Here is a 16888-nt window from a genome sequence, read left to right as displayed (position 1 = left end):
CCGCACCCTGGCCTACGTGTGGGACCCCCGGGACGCCGAAGTCTGGCACCCGGCGCCGTCCCGGCTCGCGCGGGCGGCGCAGCGCGCGGTCGCGGCCTCCCCGCGGTCGTCCCGGACACGCTGACGAGCCGGTGGGAGGGCGCCGCCCGACGCAACGGCCGCGCACGCGGGTCGCCCGTCACCGCCGGAGGAGTGCTGCCGGGCGAGGCCGCGGGCGCCCACCGGGGATTCCGGCGCCGGGAACTTCCCCCGGTGCGGGGCGGCGGCCGCGGCGGCCGACACGAGGCCCGCGGCGGTGAGGAACGCGGCCGAGGTGCCGGCGGCGTCGGTGAGGACGCCGAGGAGGACCGCGCCGGCGGCCTGGCCGATGGTCAGCGCGACGAACAGCAGGGCCGTGGCCTGCGCGCCCGCCTCCGGCGCCAGTCGGCTCCCCCAGGCGATGAGCACGCCGCTCACGGCCACGAAACCGCTGCCAAACAGCGCCAGCGCCGCCGCCGCGACGACGACGGTCCCCGGCCGCCAGGCGAGCAGGACCGTGCCCGCGGCGGTCACCCCGACCGAGACCACCCAGGCGACGGTGAGGCCGGCGGCGCGCACCAGGCTCCCGCTCAGGCCGCCGAGCAGGGCGGCGCCCCCGAACAGGCACCACAGCAGGGCGGTGACCTGAGCGGACAGGCCACTCCCGGTCATCACGTCCCGGCCGAACGTCCACACCCCGGCGCCCCCGGCGCCGGCAAGCAGCGCGGCGGCCAGCGCCGGGGCGACGCGCCGTGGCCGGACCCCGGAACTCGGCGGATCGTGCTCGTCGGCGGGTGAGCTCCAGCTTGCGGACCGGTCGGCCCACCAGGTCAGGAGCAGGGCGCTCCCGGCGAAGCCGAGCCATGCCCACCGCCACTCCGCCGGCCAGGCGAGCACCACCAGGCCGCCGAACATGACCCCCGCCCCGGTGCCGCTGTTCACCACCGCCTGGGAGCGGGGTTCGGTGGACGGCGACACGGTGCCGGCCACCGCGGCCACCAGGGCCGGGCTCGCGGCTCCTGCTCCGCTGCCGGCGACGAGCGCCCCGATGGCCAGGACCGGCGTCGTCCAGGCAGCGGCGACCACCAGCGAGCCCACCGCGGCGCTGAGGCCGGCTCCCCACAGCGCCGCGCGCGCCCGCCCGCGGTCGACCAGCCGCAGCCCCACGACCGCCGCGACGCAGTAGGCGAGGTAGCTGCTCGCAGCGATGCCGCCGGCGACGCCGGAGGAGAGCCCGAGGTCCGCCCGGAACTGGGGCAGGTAGAGGCCGAACCCGTACCGGGTCAGGCCGTAGGTGACCGCGATGACCAACAGCCCGCTGATCACCAGCATGCGCGGCGCGTGAGGGTCGGGAACTCCACTGGACGAGCCCGAGGCCGACCATAACGATCGTTTCAGCATAACGATCGTTATGCTAGGCGCATGACCCGTGCCCCTGCCAGTCGACCGGCCCGGCAGCGGTTGCTCGACGCCGCCGGCGAGCTGTTCTACGAGTCCGGGATCGCCGCGACCGGGGTGGACGCCGTCCTGGCCCGCGCCCAGGTGTCACCCGCGACCCTGTACGCCCACTTCGCCGGCAAGGACGGCTTGGTGGCGGCGTACCTGGAGCACCGCTTCCGGCACTGGCGGCAGAGCTGGGACGAGGTCCTCGCCGAGCGGACCGACCCGGTCGACCGGCTGCTGTCGGTCTTCGACGCGGTCGTGCGGTACCGCGAGGCCGAGGGCAACCGGCGCGGCTGCGCGTTCCTCGCCGCGGCCACCGAGCTGCCGCCGGACCACCCCGGCCAGCAGTGGCTGGCCGCCGACTCCCGGCTGCTTGCCGAGCGCCTTTCCGAGCTGGCCGAGGAGGCCGGGGTCGTGGACCCCACCGAGGTCGCGGACGGTCTGCTCGCCTTCTACGACGGGGCGCTGGCGCGCATGGCGCGGCAGGCGGTCGCCCCCGGGCTGGACACCGGGAACCCGGTGGAACGCGCGCGGCAGGTGGCCGCGGAATGGCTGACCGGCCGGATGCTCCAGGCCTCCCCCACCGGCTGAGCCGGCGACGCTTCCCGCCGGCCCACCTCGAGGGCGCGTCGTCCCCACGGCTTCTCTTCCCGACACGAGTCGGCCGAGTTCTTCAGCGAGCGCGACGATGAGAGGCCGAACGCGTTCGGTGCCGTCGGCTCGGGCATGACGGCGACAGCAGCCGCGAGGTGGTCGACGACGACTCCGACATGGTCCATCCGCCGGACGGTCATGTCCGCGACGCCAAGGGAACCCGCACCCGCTGTGGCGCGATCGATCATCTGGCCGGCGAAGCAGGGCAGAGTGATGCACCGCTGCGGGCGGCCAGCGGACTGCCCTGCTGCAGATCTCAGTGTGACGAGAGGAGCCAGACGGTGGAGGAGCAGCCGACCTGCGGGCGCGGCCTGGCGCAGAGCGCGGTGGTGCCGGCCGCGCTGGCCGCGGTCGCCGCCGGCCTGGCGGAGAACCTCGAGGTCCACGTCCGCGCTCTCGACCCCGGCGATGCCGCTGCGGCACAGGAACAGGGTGTCTACGAGCGTGTGGCGCACCGGCTGCACAGCGCCGCCGCCGATCTCCAGGCTGCCGCTGCGGAGATGACCTCGGCAGTCGACCTGCCGATGGGTGCTCACGACATCGCCGCGATCACCACGACCGACGTCCTCGACGCCTTCCAGGGTCACGTCGCGGCCGAGGACGATCTGCGCCGCCTGCTCGAGGCCCGGCGCGAGGAGAACGAGCAGATGCTCACGGCGATCCGGGCAGAGGTCGGCAGCCCGGACGTCGGTTGACGGCGCGCCGCCCACCGTCCCCGACCTGCTGCGTGTTCCCGAGCGCGTGCTCGTGACGGTGCTGGGCGGCCGTTTTCCGACGGGAACCGACGAGGAACGGGCCACGGCCGCCACGCTCGCAGCGCCGCGCCTGCTAGTCCGAGCTCACTCATGAGCCGCTCCACCCGGCAGCGCGGGTGGGACCCGTACCCCGCGGGCCGCGGTGACCCACCACAGACAGCCTTCCGGTGGCACGCTCGGTGTTGAGGGGATGCCCTCGCACTACCGGCCGAGGGGGATGGGCCGATGTCCCTGTCGTGGATGGTGCCGGGACCCCGGCTGTCGACACCGACCGGACTCCTGGCCGCGAGCATGGCGGGGTGCCTGCTGGCCGGCTGCGCCGCCACGGGCGGCGGTGAGGCCACCGCTGGTTCTTCGGCGGCGGCGTCCGACTGGCGTGATGCCACCTACCGCGTGACGTGCGACGGGATCGTCCCGGACGGTATGCCAGCGACGCTCACCGGCGGGGCCGCGTGGGTGCCCGCCGACGGGAGCCGGCCCCCGTACTACGACCACTACGAGGTCCGGTTGGAGGCCGAGGCCCGGGGGGACGTCGACGGGGACGGCGAACCGGACACGGTCGTGCTGCTGCAGTGCTCACCGCAGCCGTCCAACGGCATCGTCCAGGAGGTGCAGGTGTTCGCCGCGTCCGGCCAACGGCTCGGCCTGCTGCCCAGCCCACTCACCCTGCGCGAGGCGACGATCCTGCCGCCGCTCTACGACCCGGCCGGACTGTCGGTCCAGGGCGGCGACATCGTCGCCGCGATGACGGCCTACGCGCCGGAGGACTCCCACGCCAGCGGCCCGTCGATCCCCATCACCGTGCGCTGGCACTGGAACGGGCGGGAGTTCGTCCGCGTCTCCTGACCCAGACGAGCCGGCCACGGCAGGAGTTGCGCCGGGTGACCCGCGGTCACCGGCCGGCCGAACTCGTGGTGCGGCGGCCTCCGGTGGGCCTGAGCGGCAGAGGAGCTCACCAGGTGTCCCGGAGACCGCCCCGTATCCGTGAGCGGCCCACTCTGGGACATCACGCTGGTGTCGGCGTCGCACGACGAATCGATCGGGTGACCTGTTGTGCGGTCGATGGACGCCCATGATCCACTCCAGGAGCCGACTGGAGGGGGTGGCCAACTCCGTGAGCCGATCTACCGGGCCAGGCTTCGCTGCGCCGTTCGTCCTCATCGTTGTGGCCCTCTTGCTCGTCGGGCTCTACTCGTTGATCCGTCAGCCTGCCGATATCGGAGGTGGGCTGATCTTGCTCTGCGGCTACGTCTCGTGCGGCGCCGGAATCGTGCTTCTCGTGCAAGTCTTCAGCCGCAAGCGCTAGGGATCAGCGCGAAACCACCCTGCGCGAGACTTGAGCCGCTGTCCGTGAAGCCGCTCCACGTCCCCGAGCGGCCCGCCCAAGGACGTCCAGTCGCTCCGGTGAGATGGGCCCCGTTGCCGCGCCGCGGGAGACCCATGGCCGCGCCCCGTCGTGGCTGGTGGACGCCGACTCATCCGTCAGACGGCGATGGCCGCGCTGGGAATGATCAGGCCACGCGGCTCGAACTCCGCTATCACCGGTTCGCCCGGCGGCGTCTGGCCGCCCGACACGGAGGCGATCGCCGGCCCGACGACCTCAGCGAAGAAGCGGTCGCACTTCTCCTTCGACTCCCAGATTTCCAGCACCTGGAAGCCATCGTCCGTTGCCCGGCCTACGTGCAGCAGCAGGCCGTCGACCCCAGCGGTGCTGCGCCGCGCCACCTCGCCATGCAAGGCGTCGTAGAACGTGATCGGTGCCGGGACGTTCATGACAAGCCCGTGGGTCATGGCGAACTCCGCTTCCCTCAGGGCCCCGCCCGGTGTTCCCGCCGAACGGGAGCCCAGGTTAGTCCGGCGCAGGATGGCCGGGAAGGCGACCGGCGGCGCGGCCACGTCGCGTTGTCGACGGCCTGTCCGCAAGAGCAGGTCCTGTCCCTGCGGGCGTGGATGGAGAAGACCACCGGGTTGATCCGATCTTCCTCGTCCTCCCTGCCTTCGTGCGGGGAGAACGGTGGGAACTCGGCTTCGCGCCGGGTAGCGGACGATTGAGCCCAGTCGTGGTGTCGGTTCCGGCTGACGCCGGTAACGGCACGTAGCTGCACGTATGCCTGTTCCGGGGCGAGGCCGGAAGCTACGGTCACGCCGTCCAGGGGGAGCCGTTCCGAGCAGCACGGAGGCCCCCCTGAGCGCTGAGAACCGACTGTCTGCCGACCGGCTTGCTGCCCTCACCGTCGGCGATGAGGTGACGATCGAGGCATCCCAGCCCTACCGCGAGCCCGAGCGGAGGACCGGAACCGTGGTGCGCCTGACCGGGGCCGAGATCTTCGTGCGCTGCATGAGCAGCGACGGGGTTCCCTACCAGGAGCGCTACGGACGTCGCGACGGCGTCCGGCTAGGGGGCGGGCGAGCGGAGTTGGTGGAGCCGGAGCCCGAGAACGCCGTCCTTCGGGAGGAGCGGAGCGTGCGCCGCATCGACGCCCTGTTCCGGCGATGGAAGCGCGACCGGGACGACCTCGACGCGCTGCGCAGCCTGCGGGACGCCATCAGCGACTACCTGCGGGATCGCGTCGACGGGTGACATCGCCGGAAGAGCCGGCCCGGGCCTCCGGGCAGGCTCCGACCGGTCAGCCGCGCCCGGGGTGGTGGCGCCCTCGCCTCGGCAATGGGCGCTGTCGACGTTCCTGCCAGACGAAGCGTCTCGCAGATCTCGGCGCGGACGGCGTCGACAGCGGGCGGCCGTCACCCGGCCGAAGTCCGTCTCACGGCGGCGCGTGAGCCCCCGGACGTCAGGCACGCGGAGGTCGATGCCGGGCCTGGGTCGTTGCACCCCGCCTGTGCCCGACCTCACGCCAGGGGCCTCGGCGCTACGCGCCCGCCGATCGCGGTCCCGGCTGCGTCAGGCGGCGTCAGAGGCTGACGGGCCCACGGTCGCCTCGACCGCCGGGCTGTGGTCGGCGCCCGCCGACACGGCCGAGGTGCGGTAGGCGGTGGACAGCCGCCGGTAAGGACGGCTGGCCAGGGCGAGCAGGGTGACGAGCAGGCCGACCAGGGCGGTCACCACGAACACCAGGGCCAGGCCGCGGTCGGGGCCGGTGCCGAACCAGCCGCCGATCGCGCGGGCGCCGGCGCCGTCGGTCATGAACGGGATGACGACGAACTGCGTCACCGGGCTGATGAGGAAGGCGGTCAGCGGGGACGCGGCCTGCTCCACGCTCTGCGCGAAGCCGAACACCCGCCCCTGCCGCTCGTAGGGGACCACGCGCTGCAGCACGGTCTGCTCCGATGCCTCCGCGAACGGCATGAGGAACAGGAAGACGGTCATCCCGACCGCCAGCAGCACGATCGAGGACCGCAGCGGGAAGATCGCCGTCCCCAGCCACAGCACGACGTTGACCAGCAGCAGTGTGCGGACCGGGTTGGCGCCCAGCCCGAACCGGGCGACGGCGAGGCCGCCGACGATCATCGCCGCGCTCAGCGCCCCCCACAGCAGGCCCCAGACCTGGACGGACACCAGGGACAGGCCGTAGGCGTCCATCAGCGCCATGAACGTCCCGCCGAGGAAGTTGTTGAAGCAGGAGAAGGCGATCAGCGCGAGCAGGCCGGGGACGCCGCGGACCAGCCGCAGCGTTCCCCGGACGTCAACGCCGCGCCCCGGATCCGCAGCACCGCCCGGCAAGCCGGGCGGCTGGCCGTGGGCGGCCGCCGAGGTGAGGACGCGGCGCTCGGGGACCTGCACCCGGGCCAGGTGCAGCAGCGAGCCGGCCAGGACGGCGACGGCGAGCAGCAGCACGTACCGCATGCCGCCGGCCGCCACGAGCAGGCCGCTGATCACCGAGGTGACCAGGAACGACACCCCGGACGTGGTGCCGACCAGCCCGTTGGCCCGGTCGCGCAGCCCCTCCGGGACGAGCAGGGTGACCAGGGTGGGCAGCGCGATCGTGCGCAGGTTGCCGGCGATGACGCCGAGCATGAGCAGCACCACGAAGACCCACAGCCGCAGACTCGACGGGTCGCGGAAGACCTCGGCCGGGGTGAGCAGGTAGCCGGCCAGACAGACCAGGTAGATCGCCAGCGACGTCGCCGCCGACGCCTGCAGCACCCGCTGCTTCTGGTGGTGGTCGACGATGCTGCCGAACCAGATGCCGGTGGACGCCGTCGCCACCAGGAAGATCCCGGCGATGACCCCGGTGGCGAAGACCGAGCGGGTCTGCAGGTAGACCCAGAACGTCACCGCGAACCAGAGGGTGTAGTTCACGACGGAGACCAGCAGCGCGTTGACCAGCACGTGGGCGAACGTCCGCTGCGTGCCGCTGCGGAGGTCCAGCCGCGGCGCGCTCGTCGCCGTCGCTCCGGGCCGGCCCTCGCCCTTACCCGCGCCCTCCGTCGTGCTCGGGCTCCCCGTCGTCGTCCGGTCGTCCACGGCTCGTCGTCCTCTCCTCTTGGTCACCGGTCCCCACGGACGCACCCGGCTCCAGTTCTGACCGGATGGTCGGCCGGAACTGATCGCCCGGCGACATGACAGAGGAACGCACGGCGCCGGGCCGGCCATGCAGTTCCGCCCGAGGTGCGCCGATGCTCTCCGGCGAGACCGCCGGTCGGGTGCCGGCGCCGAGGACGTGCAGCACGTTCCCAGCGACCATCACCCGCACGGCTCGCCACCACGCGACGGGAAAAGACCCACGCCCAGAACCGCCAGCCGGACCCCGCACGGGGCCGTCAGCCGCCTCGCGGCCCGGCTCCGGCCGGCGTCCACCGAGCTCCGGTTCACCGGCCCGGCGCAGCTGGCTGTGCTGGGCCGGACGGGGCTCATGGGTGTCTGTGCATCGTGGCCCGCACAGCCCGGATCTGTGGCAGGCCCTCCCGGCTGGGGACGTCGTGCGCACCCACATCAGCAACGTCGCCTTGTCCAGCATGGTGCTGCTGACGGCCGGGGGACGCCTGCTGCAGGAACGCCGACCTCGCTGGCAGCTGTGGGCGTGGGCAGCGGCGGTGAGCGTCGCGAACGTGGTCACCGAGTCGGCGGTGACCTTCCTCAACGTCCCCGACCTCGCCGACGCCGCGGCCGGACTGCTCGGCGTCGCGGTCACGCTGGTGGCGCTGTTCGTCCTGGGCAGGACCGGGCTGGTCCGGGCCGACGGCGGCGACCCCAGCCGGCAGCTCAGCCCGAGGTCCACCCCGGACGCGGACGACATCCTGACCTGACGCCCGGAGCCCAAGGACGTCACAGGTGGTCGGACGTTCCCCGTCATCTCCTGGCGGGGCGAGCCGCCGGCGGTGCCGGTCGTCAGGTGTTGGCGCCACGGGCGTGCACGCGCCAGCTGGTCAGGCGGGCGCCTTCGACGGCGACGAGCTCGTCTGCGAGGTTGACTGCGGCGCAGACGTGGTTGGGCACGACGCGAACCCGGGCGCCCGGCGGGATGGTCGTGGTCGCGTCGCCGAGCTCGACGGTGGCATGGTGCTCCGACAGCGCTGTGATGCGGGCGTCGAGATGGTCGGGTAGTCGGCCGCCGCCGGTCGCCCAACCCGGCTGATCCGCCCCCAGCGTCTTGCTGCCCGCGTCGAGGATGACGCGGTTGCCCCGGGCGCTGACCACGGTCGCGACGGCGGCCAGCGCGACGTCGTCCCAGCTGCAGGAGCCCAGCTCGACCTGCTGGGCGTCGTTGAACGCGTAGACCCCAGGGCGCAGTTCGGTAACCGGGCCGGCTCCGGTCAGGGCCGCGGTGGGGGTCGACCCGCCGCTGCGCACCGGGGCGGCCAGTCCGGCCCGGGCGAGCTGCTCGGCCGCGGCGGTGAGCGCGCTGGCCTCGTCCTCGGCGGCCTGCCGCCGGGCGCCGGGAACGTAGCCGTGCCCGGGGAAGGTGAAGACCCCCACCACGTCGAGCCCGGCCTCAGCGGCAGCCACGGCGACCGTCCCGGCCTCACCGGGAGCCACGCCGCTGCGGTGGTGACCGGCGTCGACTTCGACCAGCACCGAGGCACCGGTGCCACGCAGCGCCGTCCCCAGCAGCCGCGCCCCGTCGGCGGAGTCGACCCCCACGCGCAGCTGCACCCGGTCGGCCAGGGCGCGCAGGCGCCGCGCGCGGCCGCCGGCAGCCCACACCGGGTACGCGATGAACACGTCCTGGACACCGCCGTCGGCGAAGATCTCGGCCTCGGCGACGGTGGCCACCGTCAGCCCGTTGGCACCGGCGGCCAGTTGCCGGCGACCGATGTCCAGGCTCTTGTGGGTCTTCGCATGCGGACGCAGCGCAATGCCCCACTCGGCCGCCGCGCCGGCCATCCGCTGCAGATTCCGGTCGAGGACCTCGACGTCCAGCAGCAGGAACGGCGTATCGAGAGGCAGCGCGTCGAGATCGCCGGAACCGCCCAGGAGGGTCCGTGGCGAATGCGCGCGGCGAGCGGTTGGAGGCATCGAGGCACCATCACACAGGTCCCGGTCTGCGGTGTCCAGGCGACCCCGCCGATCGGCCGATACAGGCGCAGCTCGTGCAGCAACTGCTCCACCGACTCGCCGCTCACCGGCGCTACGGGTGCCTCGTGTCGGTCGTCAGCTCCCAGCGCCAGACGGCGCCGACCTCGGGATCGACGAGCTCGGCGGTACGTCGGAAGCCCAGTCGCCGGAGGACTGCTGTCGAGGGGTTCTCCGCGGCGAGGGTGTGAGCACGCACCAGCGTCACTCCGCGGGCGCGTGCGATGTCGAGCCAGCGGCGGGCGGCCTCGGTGGCGTGGCCCCGTCCGCGGTGGGCCGGAGCGATGCTGTAGCCGATCTCGACGGCTCCGTCGGTCGGTGGACCGGTGAAGCCGCCGAGGCCGATGACCGTGGTCGTCGTGGGGTCGATGATCAGGTAGCCGAACCAGTCGGGGTCCATACCGTCCCGGAGCGCCTGCACGGTCGCGGGCAGGGCCTCCGGGAACTCCAGGTAGCCGTCGGCCACCCGGTAGCCGAATCCGCGTGTGAAGGCATCGCCTCCCTCGAGCAGCGCCTCGGCGCGGTCACGCGTGAGCGGTTCGACGACGGTGTGCTGCGCTTCCATGGGCTCATCCAGTCCCCGTGCCGACGCCCGCGGGCGCATGCGGTGAAACGCCGCCCATCCTCGCCCAGGAGCGGCACCGATGGGGTCCTGCCGGTGTACCGGCCAGGAGCCGCCGACGGAGGGGGTCAGGCCGGGGAGCGGAGCCAGGGCTCCCGCAGGTCGAAGAAGTCCGTCGGCCCGACGGCCAGCTTGTCCATCTCTTCCATCCCGGCCCGCAGCTGCAGCGGGACCTCCTTGCGCTCGCCCTCTCGCGCATCGGCCTCGGAGGTGAAGTACAGGACGACGGTGTAGCCGCCGTCCTCATGGCCGATCGTCACGCTGCCGAGCACGTCCGGCCGGAACTCCGCCCACACGTCCGGGTCCTGGGCCATGAGCTCCGCCGCACGGGCCGGGTCGCTGGTCCGCCCCTGCATCACCTGCACGAAGCCGGCCCGGTCGGGATCGCCCTGCAGGTCCACTGTGACGTGGGTGCTGGACCGGACGGTGGTCACCGCCTCCAGTGACTGCTCCGCCTCGGTCCACCACTGCCGCTGCTCCGGGCGGTCGGCGGCCCGCTGGGCCGCCTCCTCGGACTCGAAGCGGACCACCGCCAGGACGCGCCCGTCCTCGGTGACCCCGGCGGTGGTCCCCAGCCACCCCGTCGCGCCCGGTGCAACTTCCTGCACCCACCGGTCGAGCGCCGCCCGAACCGCGGCCGGGTCCGACGTCCTGCCCTGCACGACCTCGACGTACATCGCACGCCTCCTGTCGGGGGATCGGTCCTCCCGCAGGCTAGGAACGGGGCGCCGCCGCGTGCAGGGGTTCGGGGACCGGCTCGGCGTCCTCCGGAGGTGTGTCACCGGACGTACCCGCCCGGTGGCTCGCCGCCCCGTCGCCCGGGGAAGGCGACGGGTTCCCGGGACCGCCGGAGCGACCGCGCCAGCGCTGCACCAGCGGGGGCACCACCTCGGCCCCGGCGGTGCCGGCGGCCGCCCAGCCCAGCACGATCAGCCACGACAGCGGGTCCAGCGGCCGGCAGCCGAAGAACCGGCTGACCCCGGGCACCTGCACGATCGCCGCCAGCACGGCCAGCGACCCGGCCGCGGTGGCCAGCACCATCGGGCTGCGCCGGCCGGCCCAGGCGGTCTGGCCCAGCTGGGTGGTGATCAGCGCCGCCAGCCCCATGGTCGAGGCCCGGCTCTGGGTGCCGGTCAGCCGCCCGGTCGCCCAGGCGCCGGTCGCACCCGCGGTGGTCGCCGCGCCGCGGACCAGCACCAGCCGGCGCACCGCCGCCTGGAAGCCCCGGTGCGGCCCGGCCCGCAGCACGTCCTCCAGCGGGTGGCCGGCCAGCGGTCCGTCGCCACCGCTCGCCGGGGTCGTGCGGGGGGCGGCCACCGCGACCGCGAGCGCGGGGAACATGTCGGTGAGCAGGTTGACCAGCAGCAGCTGACGCGTGCCCACCGGCGCCCGCCCGCCGAGCGCGGTGCCCAGCACGGTGAACGCGACCTCGCCGGCGTTGCCGCCGACCAGGACGGCGACGGCGTCCAGGACCCGCGACCACATCGCCCGGCCCTCGGCGATCGCGTCCACCAGCCGGGTGAGGTCCAGGTCGGTGATGACCAGGTCGGCGGCGGTGCGGGCGGCCGGTGACTCCGCCCCCGCGACGCCCACCCCGACGTCGGCCAGCCGGATCGCCGCGGCGTCGTTGACCCCGTCCCCGGTCATCGCCAGCGTCGCCCCGCCACGCCGCAACGCCCCGACCAGGAGCACCTTCTGCTCGGGCGAGAGCCGGGCGAAGACCGCCGTCTCGGCCACCATCCGGGCCCGCTCGGCCTCCGACGCGCGGGCCAGCTGGCTGCCGGTCACCACCCGGTCGGCGTTCGGCACGCCCGCCTCGGCGGCGATGGCGGCGGCGGTCTGCGGGTGGTCGCCGGTCGCGACCAGCACCCGCACGCCTGCCGCGCTGAGCTGCTCGATCGCGGCCACCGACGACGACCGCACCGTGTCGGCCAGTGCGACCAGCCCGCGCAGGGTGAGGTCGGTCGCGGCGTCGTCCAGGTCGTCGGGCCGCCCGTCCACGGACCGGTCGGCGACCGCGAGCACCCGCAGCCCCTCCCCCGCCAGCTGCTTCACCCGGCCGGCGGCGTCCCCCGTGTCCCCGCAGCGGCGCAGCACGACCTCGGGCGCTCCCTTGACCACGAGCCGGCCGTCCCGCACCGCGGCGGAGAGTCCCCGGCCGGCGGCGAAGGGCAACGCCGCGTCCGGTGGGCAGTCGGGCACGACCTCCCGGTCGGTGGCGGCCTCGAGCACCGCCCGGTCCGTCTCGTGCGCCTGGTCGTCGCCGTTGCCGGCGCCGGCCGCGGCGAGCCGGAGCAGCTCCTCCTCCGACAGCTCCCCGTCCAGCGGCACGAGCCGGGCCACCCGCAGCCGGTTCTCGGTCAGCGTGCCGGTCTTGTCGAAGCAGACGGTGTCCACCCGGCCCAGGGCCTCCAGCACCCGGGCGCTGCGCACCACCGCGCCCCGCCGGGACAGCCGCCGGGCGGCGGCCTGCTGGGCGACGGTGGCGACCAGGGGCAGGCCCTCGGGGACCGCGGCGACGGCCACGGCCACACCGGACCGGACCGCCTCACGCAGCGGGCGGCCCCACAGCAGGCTGAGCGCCGCCACCGCCGCGCCGCCGGACAGGGTCACCGGCAGCACCGACCGGGTCAGCTCGGCCAGCCGCGCCTGGACACCGGCCGGCGGCGCGGCGGCACCGGCCGCCCGCGCGGCCCGGCCGGCCTGGGTGGCGCCCCCGACGGCGACGATCACGCCACGGCCGGTGCCGGCCACCACCGTGGTCCCGTCGAAGAGCATGCAGGTGCGGTCGGCGACGTCCGCCCCGGGCGTGGCGGCCACCGACTTGAGCACCGCCAGCGACTCCCCGGTGAGGCTGGACTCGTCGACCTCGAGGTCGTCGGCGGCCAGCAGCCGGGCGTCCGCGGTGAGCACGTCCCCGGACTGGACGGCGATCACGTCGCCCACCCGCAGGGCGCTGGAGGGCACCTCCTCGGTGCCGTCGTCGGTCTCGCGGCGGACCGGAACGTCCTGCTCGAGCAGCAGCGACTCCAGCGCCGTCTCCGCGCGCATCCGCTGCATGCCGCTGAGCAGGGCGTTGCCCGCCGTGACGCTGCCGACCAGGATCGCGTCGGTCGACTCACCCAGCACCGCGGTCGCGGCGGCACCCGCCCCGAGGACCGGGGTGAGCGGGTCGGAGAGCTCGGCGCCGACGGTGCGGGCGAACCGGGCCGGGCCGCGGACCGCGGGCAGCGCCCCGGCCCGCCGGCGGACGGCGGCCAGCCGCCCGGCCGGCGCGGGGTCCTCGGTGCGCAGGTCGGCGACCCGCCGCAGCACGTCGTCGGGGTCGAGCGCGTGCCAGGGCGTGTGCACCGACGGCGGCGGCGCCGGCCGGCGGGCCGCCCGGACCGCGGTCCAGGACCCGGCCAGCATGGTGAAGATGGTGGCCGACTTGCCCGGGGTCGTCGCCTTGCGCTGGCCGCCGCGGGCGGCGCCGACCGCGGCGAGCAGGCCGCCCAGGAGGTTGCCGGTGAGTCCGGTCTCCACCGACCGCCGGCTGACCGCCCGCGCTGCGCCGGTGGCGGAGACGAGGCGGCACGAGTCGGTGAGCCCCGGGCCGGTGAGCAGATCCGCGCCCCAGGCCGGCCGCACGCCGGGGCGGGCCGGGGCGATCCCCACGTCGGCGGCAAGCAGGGCCGCGTCGTCCGCGGCGGACACGACGAGCACGCCGCGGCCCTCGGCCTGCAGCCGGCGCACCACCGCGACCAGCGGCTCCTCGCCCGGATCAGCCTGTTCCGCGGAGGAGGCGATCTCCCGGGTGCCCACGTGCGCGGTGAGGACCAGCCGGTGCCCGACCTCCGTCGCGGCGGCGAGCAGCCCCTCGGCGTGCGGGTCCAGCTCGGGGGCGACGGTCACCGTGCCGACCTGGCGCCGCCCCTCGTACAGCGCCCGCACCTCGCCTCCGGGGGCGTCGGGGCGCTCGCCGGGCTGGCCCAGCCGGAGGGCGCCGTCGTCCGCCGCGGTGTAGTCCTCGCGGAGCAGGCCGGTGGCCGTCGTCCACACCCGCGCGTCGTCCCAGCCGTCGGCCTCGGCCGAAGCCTCGATCACCACCGGCGGGCCGGTGCACAGCGCGGCGCTGTCCACGACGACGGCGTCCAGCCGGTCCAGCCGCCGGTACGCCGACCCGTCCAGCGGCAGCACCCCGCGGCGGCACATCATCAGGTCCAGGACGGCGGCGAAGGAGCTCCGGCCGTTCAGCGCGGCCTTCGGGGAGAGCCCCTTGATGAAGTCCGCCGAGCGGCCCGGCCGCCGGGTCAGCGCGAGGACGGCGAGCGATCCGGCGAGCGTGGTCGGGCCCAGGCGGTTGCGGTACCGGTCGACCGGCCCCGGCGGCAGGGGCCCCGGGCGGGGTCCGGGCGGCTCCAGCGGCGGCTCGTCCTCCGCCACCGGGCCGCACAGCTCCCGTTCCCGGCGCCCCCACACCTGCCGCCGGGCGCGCACCGCGAGGGCCTGCTGCAGCGACGCGGTGGCGTTGAGCGCGGGCACGGTGGGGCTCTGGGTGAGCGCGTGCAGCAGCGCGCCGGTGGCGTCGAGGGCGAGCTCGGTGCCCAGCGGGCCGATCCGCCGGGACAGCCGGTCCTTGAGCCACGTCTGGGAGTCCAGCAGGACGACGGCGACCGTGGCGTGCCGGGACAGCGCCGGCACCGGCAGGAACTTGGCCGCGAGGGCGACCCCCACGGCCGCGGTGTCGATCGCCGCCTCGGCGAGGGCGGCGAGCATCGGCTCGAGGTCCGCCGGGTGGTCGGTGCGGGGCGCGTGCGCGGGGCCGCCGCGGACCCGTTCCACCGCCGTCACCACGCCGACCAGGTCATCCGGGCGCACCCGGCGCTCGTCGAAGGCCACCATCACCCGGCCGACGACGTCGTTGACCGCGGCCCACTCCACTCCCTCGAGCCGCTCGAGCTGCCGGCGGAGGTTCCGCCGGGCGGCCGGAGTCGGCTCGGTGGCCAGCTCGACCTGCAGCCGGTCGTGGTCGGCCCACACCCGGTGCGTGTGCCGGTCGGCCGGCGGCTCGACGAGCCCGTGCGCGGCCGCGGCCAGGTCGCGGAGGTGGCCGCTGGGCACCGGGTCGGCGCCGGTGACCAGGGTGCCGACGCTGCGCACCCCGGCGACGGCGGCGACCCGGGCCAGGCCGAGCCCGCCTCCGACGACCGCGCCGGTCAGGTCGGCGGCCGCCGCGCCCACCCGGGAGGCGCCGCCCGGCGGTACGCCCAGCAGACCGGCCGCCCCGAGCACGGGGGCCACCGCCAGCGCGGTGCCCGCCGCCGCGAGAGACGCGGTCGTACCCAGTGCGCTGCGCGCGGCCCTCCGCAGCCCCAGCACGGACATCAGGAACCGCACCCGGTGGGCGACGTCGGGGGCATGCCGACCTCCTCCGTGAGCCAGGTCCCCATCGTGGCCCTCCGCGGCCTGGCCCGCACCCCTTCCCGGCGGGTCTGCGGCGCCCGATCCCATTCGGTAGACACGGCCCATGACCGACGCCGCTCCCGACCCCCGCCGACCGCAGCCCGCCGACACCGCGCACCTGCAGCAGCTGCGGGCGGCCACGGACCGGGCCGCCGCCACCGCCGAGCCGCTGACCTCGTCGCACGCCGGCGCCCCCGAGGAGCTGCTCGCCCGGGTGGAGCAGGTGGTGGAGGCGGCCGCGGAGGACCTGCTGGGGCTGAGCCACGACCTGCACGCGCACCCGGAGGAGGGCTACGAGGAGCACCGGTCGGCCCGCGCCGTCGCCGACCTGCTGGCCCGGCACGGGATCGCGGCGCAGGTGGGGGTGCACGGCCTGGAGACGGCCCTGCGCGCGACGACCGGCTCCGGGAACGGCCCGACCGTGGCGGTGCTCGCCGAGTACGACGCGCTGCCGGGCATCGGCCACGGCTGCGGGCACAACGTCATCTGCTCCTCGGCGGTGGGCGCCTTCCTCGGCCTGTCCGCCGCGCTGGCCGCCGGGGACGTCGGGGGGACGGCGGTGCTATTCGGCACTCCCGCCGAGGAGGGCGGCGCCGGCAAGGAGCTGATGGCCCGGGACGGCGCCTTCGACGGCGTCGACGCGGTGGTGATGCTGCACCCGTTCAGCTACGACGCCGCGGTGCAGCCGTTCCTGGGCCGCCGCCAGCTGCGGATCACCTACACCGGGATCGCCGCGCACGCCTCGGCCCAGCCCTTCATGGGCCGCAACGCCCTCGACGCGGTGGTCGCCTGCTACTCGGGCGTCGCCATGCTGCGCCAGCACGTCCCGGACACCGACCGGGTGCACGGGATCATCACCGACGGCGGGCAGCGGCCCAACGTGGTGCCCGAGACCGCCGAGGCCCTCTACTACGTGCGCTCCGCGACGCCGGAGACGCTGGCCGACCTGTCCCGCCGGATGGAGGCGATCGCGGTGGCGGCCGCCGCGATGACCGGCTGCGGCTACGAGCTGCACTGGGACGAGCTGCCCGCCTACCTGCCGATCCGGGCCAACCTCGAGCTCGCCGCCCGCTGGACCCGGCACCAGGAGCGACGCGGCCGCACCGCCCTGCCGCCCGGGGTCACCCCCGCCTCGCTGGCCGGCTCCACCGACCTGGGCAACGTCAGCGTGCGAGTGCCCTCGATCCACCCCATGATCGCCATCGCCGACCCGGACACGTCGATGCACACCACCGGGTTCGCCACGGCCGCCGCGTCGCCGGCCGGCGACCGGGCGGTGCTGGACGGCGCGGTGGGCCTGTCGCTGACCGCACTGGACGTGCTGGCCGACCCCGAGCTGGTCGCCGCCGTGCGCGCGGAGTTCGACGCGGAGGGTGGCGTGCTCGACGTGGCCGGACTGCTCGCCTGACCGGCACGCCCGCCGGCCTGCGGTGCGTGCCGGGTCGCGAGAGGGTGACCCGGCGGATCCCGACGGAGTCA

The 16888-nt window shown here is 75.2% G+C and carries 13 protein-coding genes; 6 read left to right on the top strand and 7 right to left on the bottom strand.

What is annotated here, in order from left to right; translation table 11 throughout:
• Nucleotides 1-12: 12 nt before the first annotated feature.
• A complete protein-coding gene (locus tag HK417_RS06225; RefSeq protein WP_261325954.1) occupies nucleotides 13-1350 on the bottom strand; it encodes an MFS transporter in 1338 nt (445 codons plus the stop codon).
• Nucleotides 1351-1440: 90 nt separating this feature from the next.
• On the opposite strand from HK417_RS06225, the gene HK417_RS06220 reads away from it, so the two are divergent.
• The 3 genes from HK417_RS06220 (at nucleotide 1441) to HK417_RS06210 (ending at nucleotide 3716) form a co-directional block, all read left to right on the top strand.
• Nucleotides 1441-2052: a TetR/AcrR family transcriptional regulator gene (locus HK417_RS06220; protein WP_222264450.1), complete on the top strand. Its 612-nt coding sequence runs from the start codon at nucleotides 1441-1443 to the stop codon at nucleotides 2050-2052.
• 158 nt (nucleotides 2053-2210) lie between these two features.
• Entirely contained in the window at nucleotides 2211-2810 is a 600-nt protein-coding gene (locus HK417_RS06215) for a hypothetical protein (protein WP_222264449.1), read from the top strand.
• A 285-nt stretch (nucleotides 2811-3095) separates the two neighbouring features.
• Entirely contained in the window at nucleotides 3096-3716 is a 621-nt protein-coding gene (locus HK417_RS06210; RefSeq protein ID WP_222264447.1) for a hypothetical protein, read from the top strand.
• 636 nt (nucleotides 3717-4352) lie between these two features.
• Here HK417_RS06210 and HK417_RS06205 read toward each other — a convergent pair.
• On the bottom strand, nucleotides 4353-4661 hold the full coding sequence (locus HK417_RS06205) for a hypothetical protein (RefSeq protein WP_222264445.1): 309 nt from the start codon (nucleotides 4659-4661) through the stop codon (nucleotides 4353-4355).
• A 454-nt stretch (nucleotides 4662-5115) separates the two neighbouring features.
• Here HK417_RS06205 and HK417_RS06200 point away from each other — a divergent pair, with 454 nt between their 5' ends.
• Entirely contained in the window at nucleotides 5116-5451 is a 336-nt protein-coding gene (locus HK417_RS06200; protein WP_222264442.1) for a hypothetical protein, read from the top strand.
• A 318-nt stretch (nucleotides 5452-5769) separates the two neighbouring features.
• Here the strand turns inward: HK417_RS06200 and HK417_RS06195 are convergent, their stop codons facing one another.
• Nucleotides 5770-7293: an MFS transporter gene (locus HK417_RS06195; RefSeq protein ID WP_222264440.1), complete on the bottom strand. Its 1524-nt coding sequence runs from the start codon at nucleotides 7291-7293 to the stop codon at nucleotides 5770-5772.
• A 392-nt stretch (nucleotides 7294-7685) separates the two neighbouring features.
• On the opposite strand from HK417_RS06195, the gene HK417_RS06190 reads away from it, so the two are divergent.
• A complete protein-coding gene (locus HK417_RS06190) occupies nucleotides 7686-8075 on the top strand; it encodes a hypothetical protein (protein ID WP_222264438.1) in 390 nt (129 codons plus the stop codon).
• 82 nt (nucleotides 8076-8157) lie between these two features.
• Here HK417_RS06190 and HK417_RS06185 read toward each other — a convergent pair whose 3' ends face one another.
• From HK417_RS06185 to HK417_RS06170, 4 genes are all read right to left on the bottom strand, one after another.
• Nucleotides 8158-9285, bottom strand: coding sequence for an alanine racemase (locus HK417_RS06185; protein WP_222264436.1), 1128 nt, complete (start codon nucleotides 9283-9285; stop codon nucleotides 8158-8160).
• 112 nt (nucleotides 9286-9397) lie between these two features.
• On the bottom strand, nucleotides 9398-9907 hold the full coding sequence (locus HK417_RS06180; protein ID WP_222264435.1) for a GNAT family N-acetyltransferase: 510 nt from the start codon (nucleotides 9905-9907) through the stop codon (nucleotides 9398-9400).
• 125 nt (nucleotides 9908-10032) lie between these two features.
• Nucleotides 10033-10641, bottom strand: coding sequence for a hypothetical protein (locus tag HK417_RS06175; RefSeq protein WP_222264433.1), 609 nt, complete (start codon nucleotides 10639-10641; stop codon nucleotides 10033-10035).
• A gap of 37 nt (nucleotides 10642-10678) precedes the next feature.
• The gene (locus HK417_RS06170) at nucleotides 10679-15331 is read right to left on the bottom strand and encodes a cation-translocating P-type ATPase (protein ID WP_222264430.1); all 4653 of its coding nucleotides are present in this window, start codon (nucleotides 15329-15331) and stop codon (nucleotides 10679-10681) included.
• A 142-nt stretch (nucleotides 15332-15473) separates the two neighbouring features.
• Between HK417_RS06170 and HK417_RS06165 the strand changes: the two genes are divergently transcribed.
• Nucleotides 15474-16817, top strand: coding sequence for a M20 family metallopeptidase (locus HK417_RS06165; RefSeq protein WP_222264428.1), 1344 nt, complete (start codon nucleotides 15474-15476; stop codon nucleotides 16815-16817).
• The last annotated feature ends 71 nt before the right edge of the window (nucleotides 16818-16888 follow it).

Source organism: Modestobacter marinus, from assembly GCF_019799945.1.
In the GTDB taxonomy this organism is placed as follows: domain Bacteria; phylum Actinomycetota; class Actinomycetes; order Mycobacteriales; family Geodermatophilaceae; genus Modestobacter; species Modestobacter marinus_B.
Note: the sequence above shows the minus strand (reverse complement) of the source record. Positions and strands in the feature narration are given on the sequence as shown.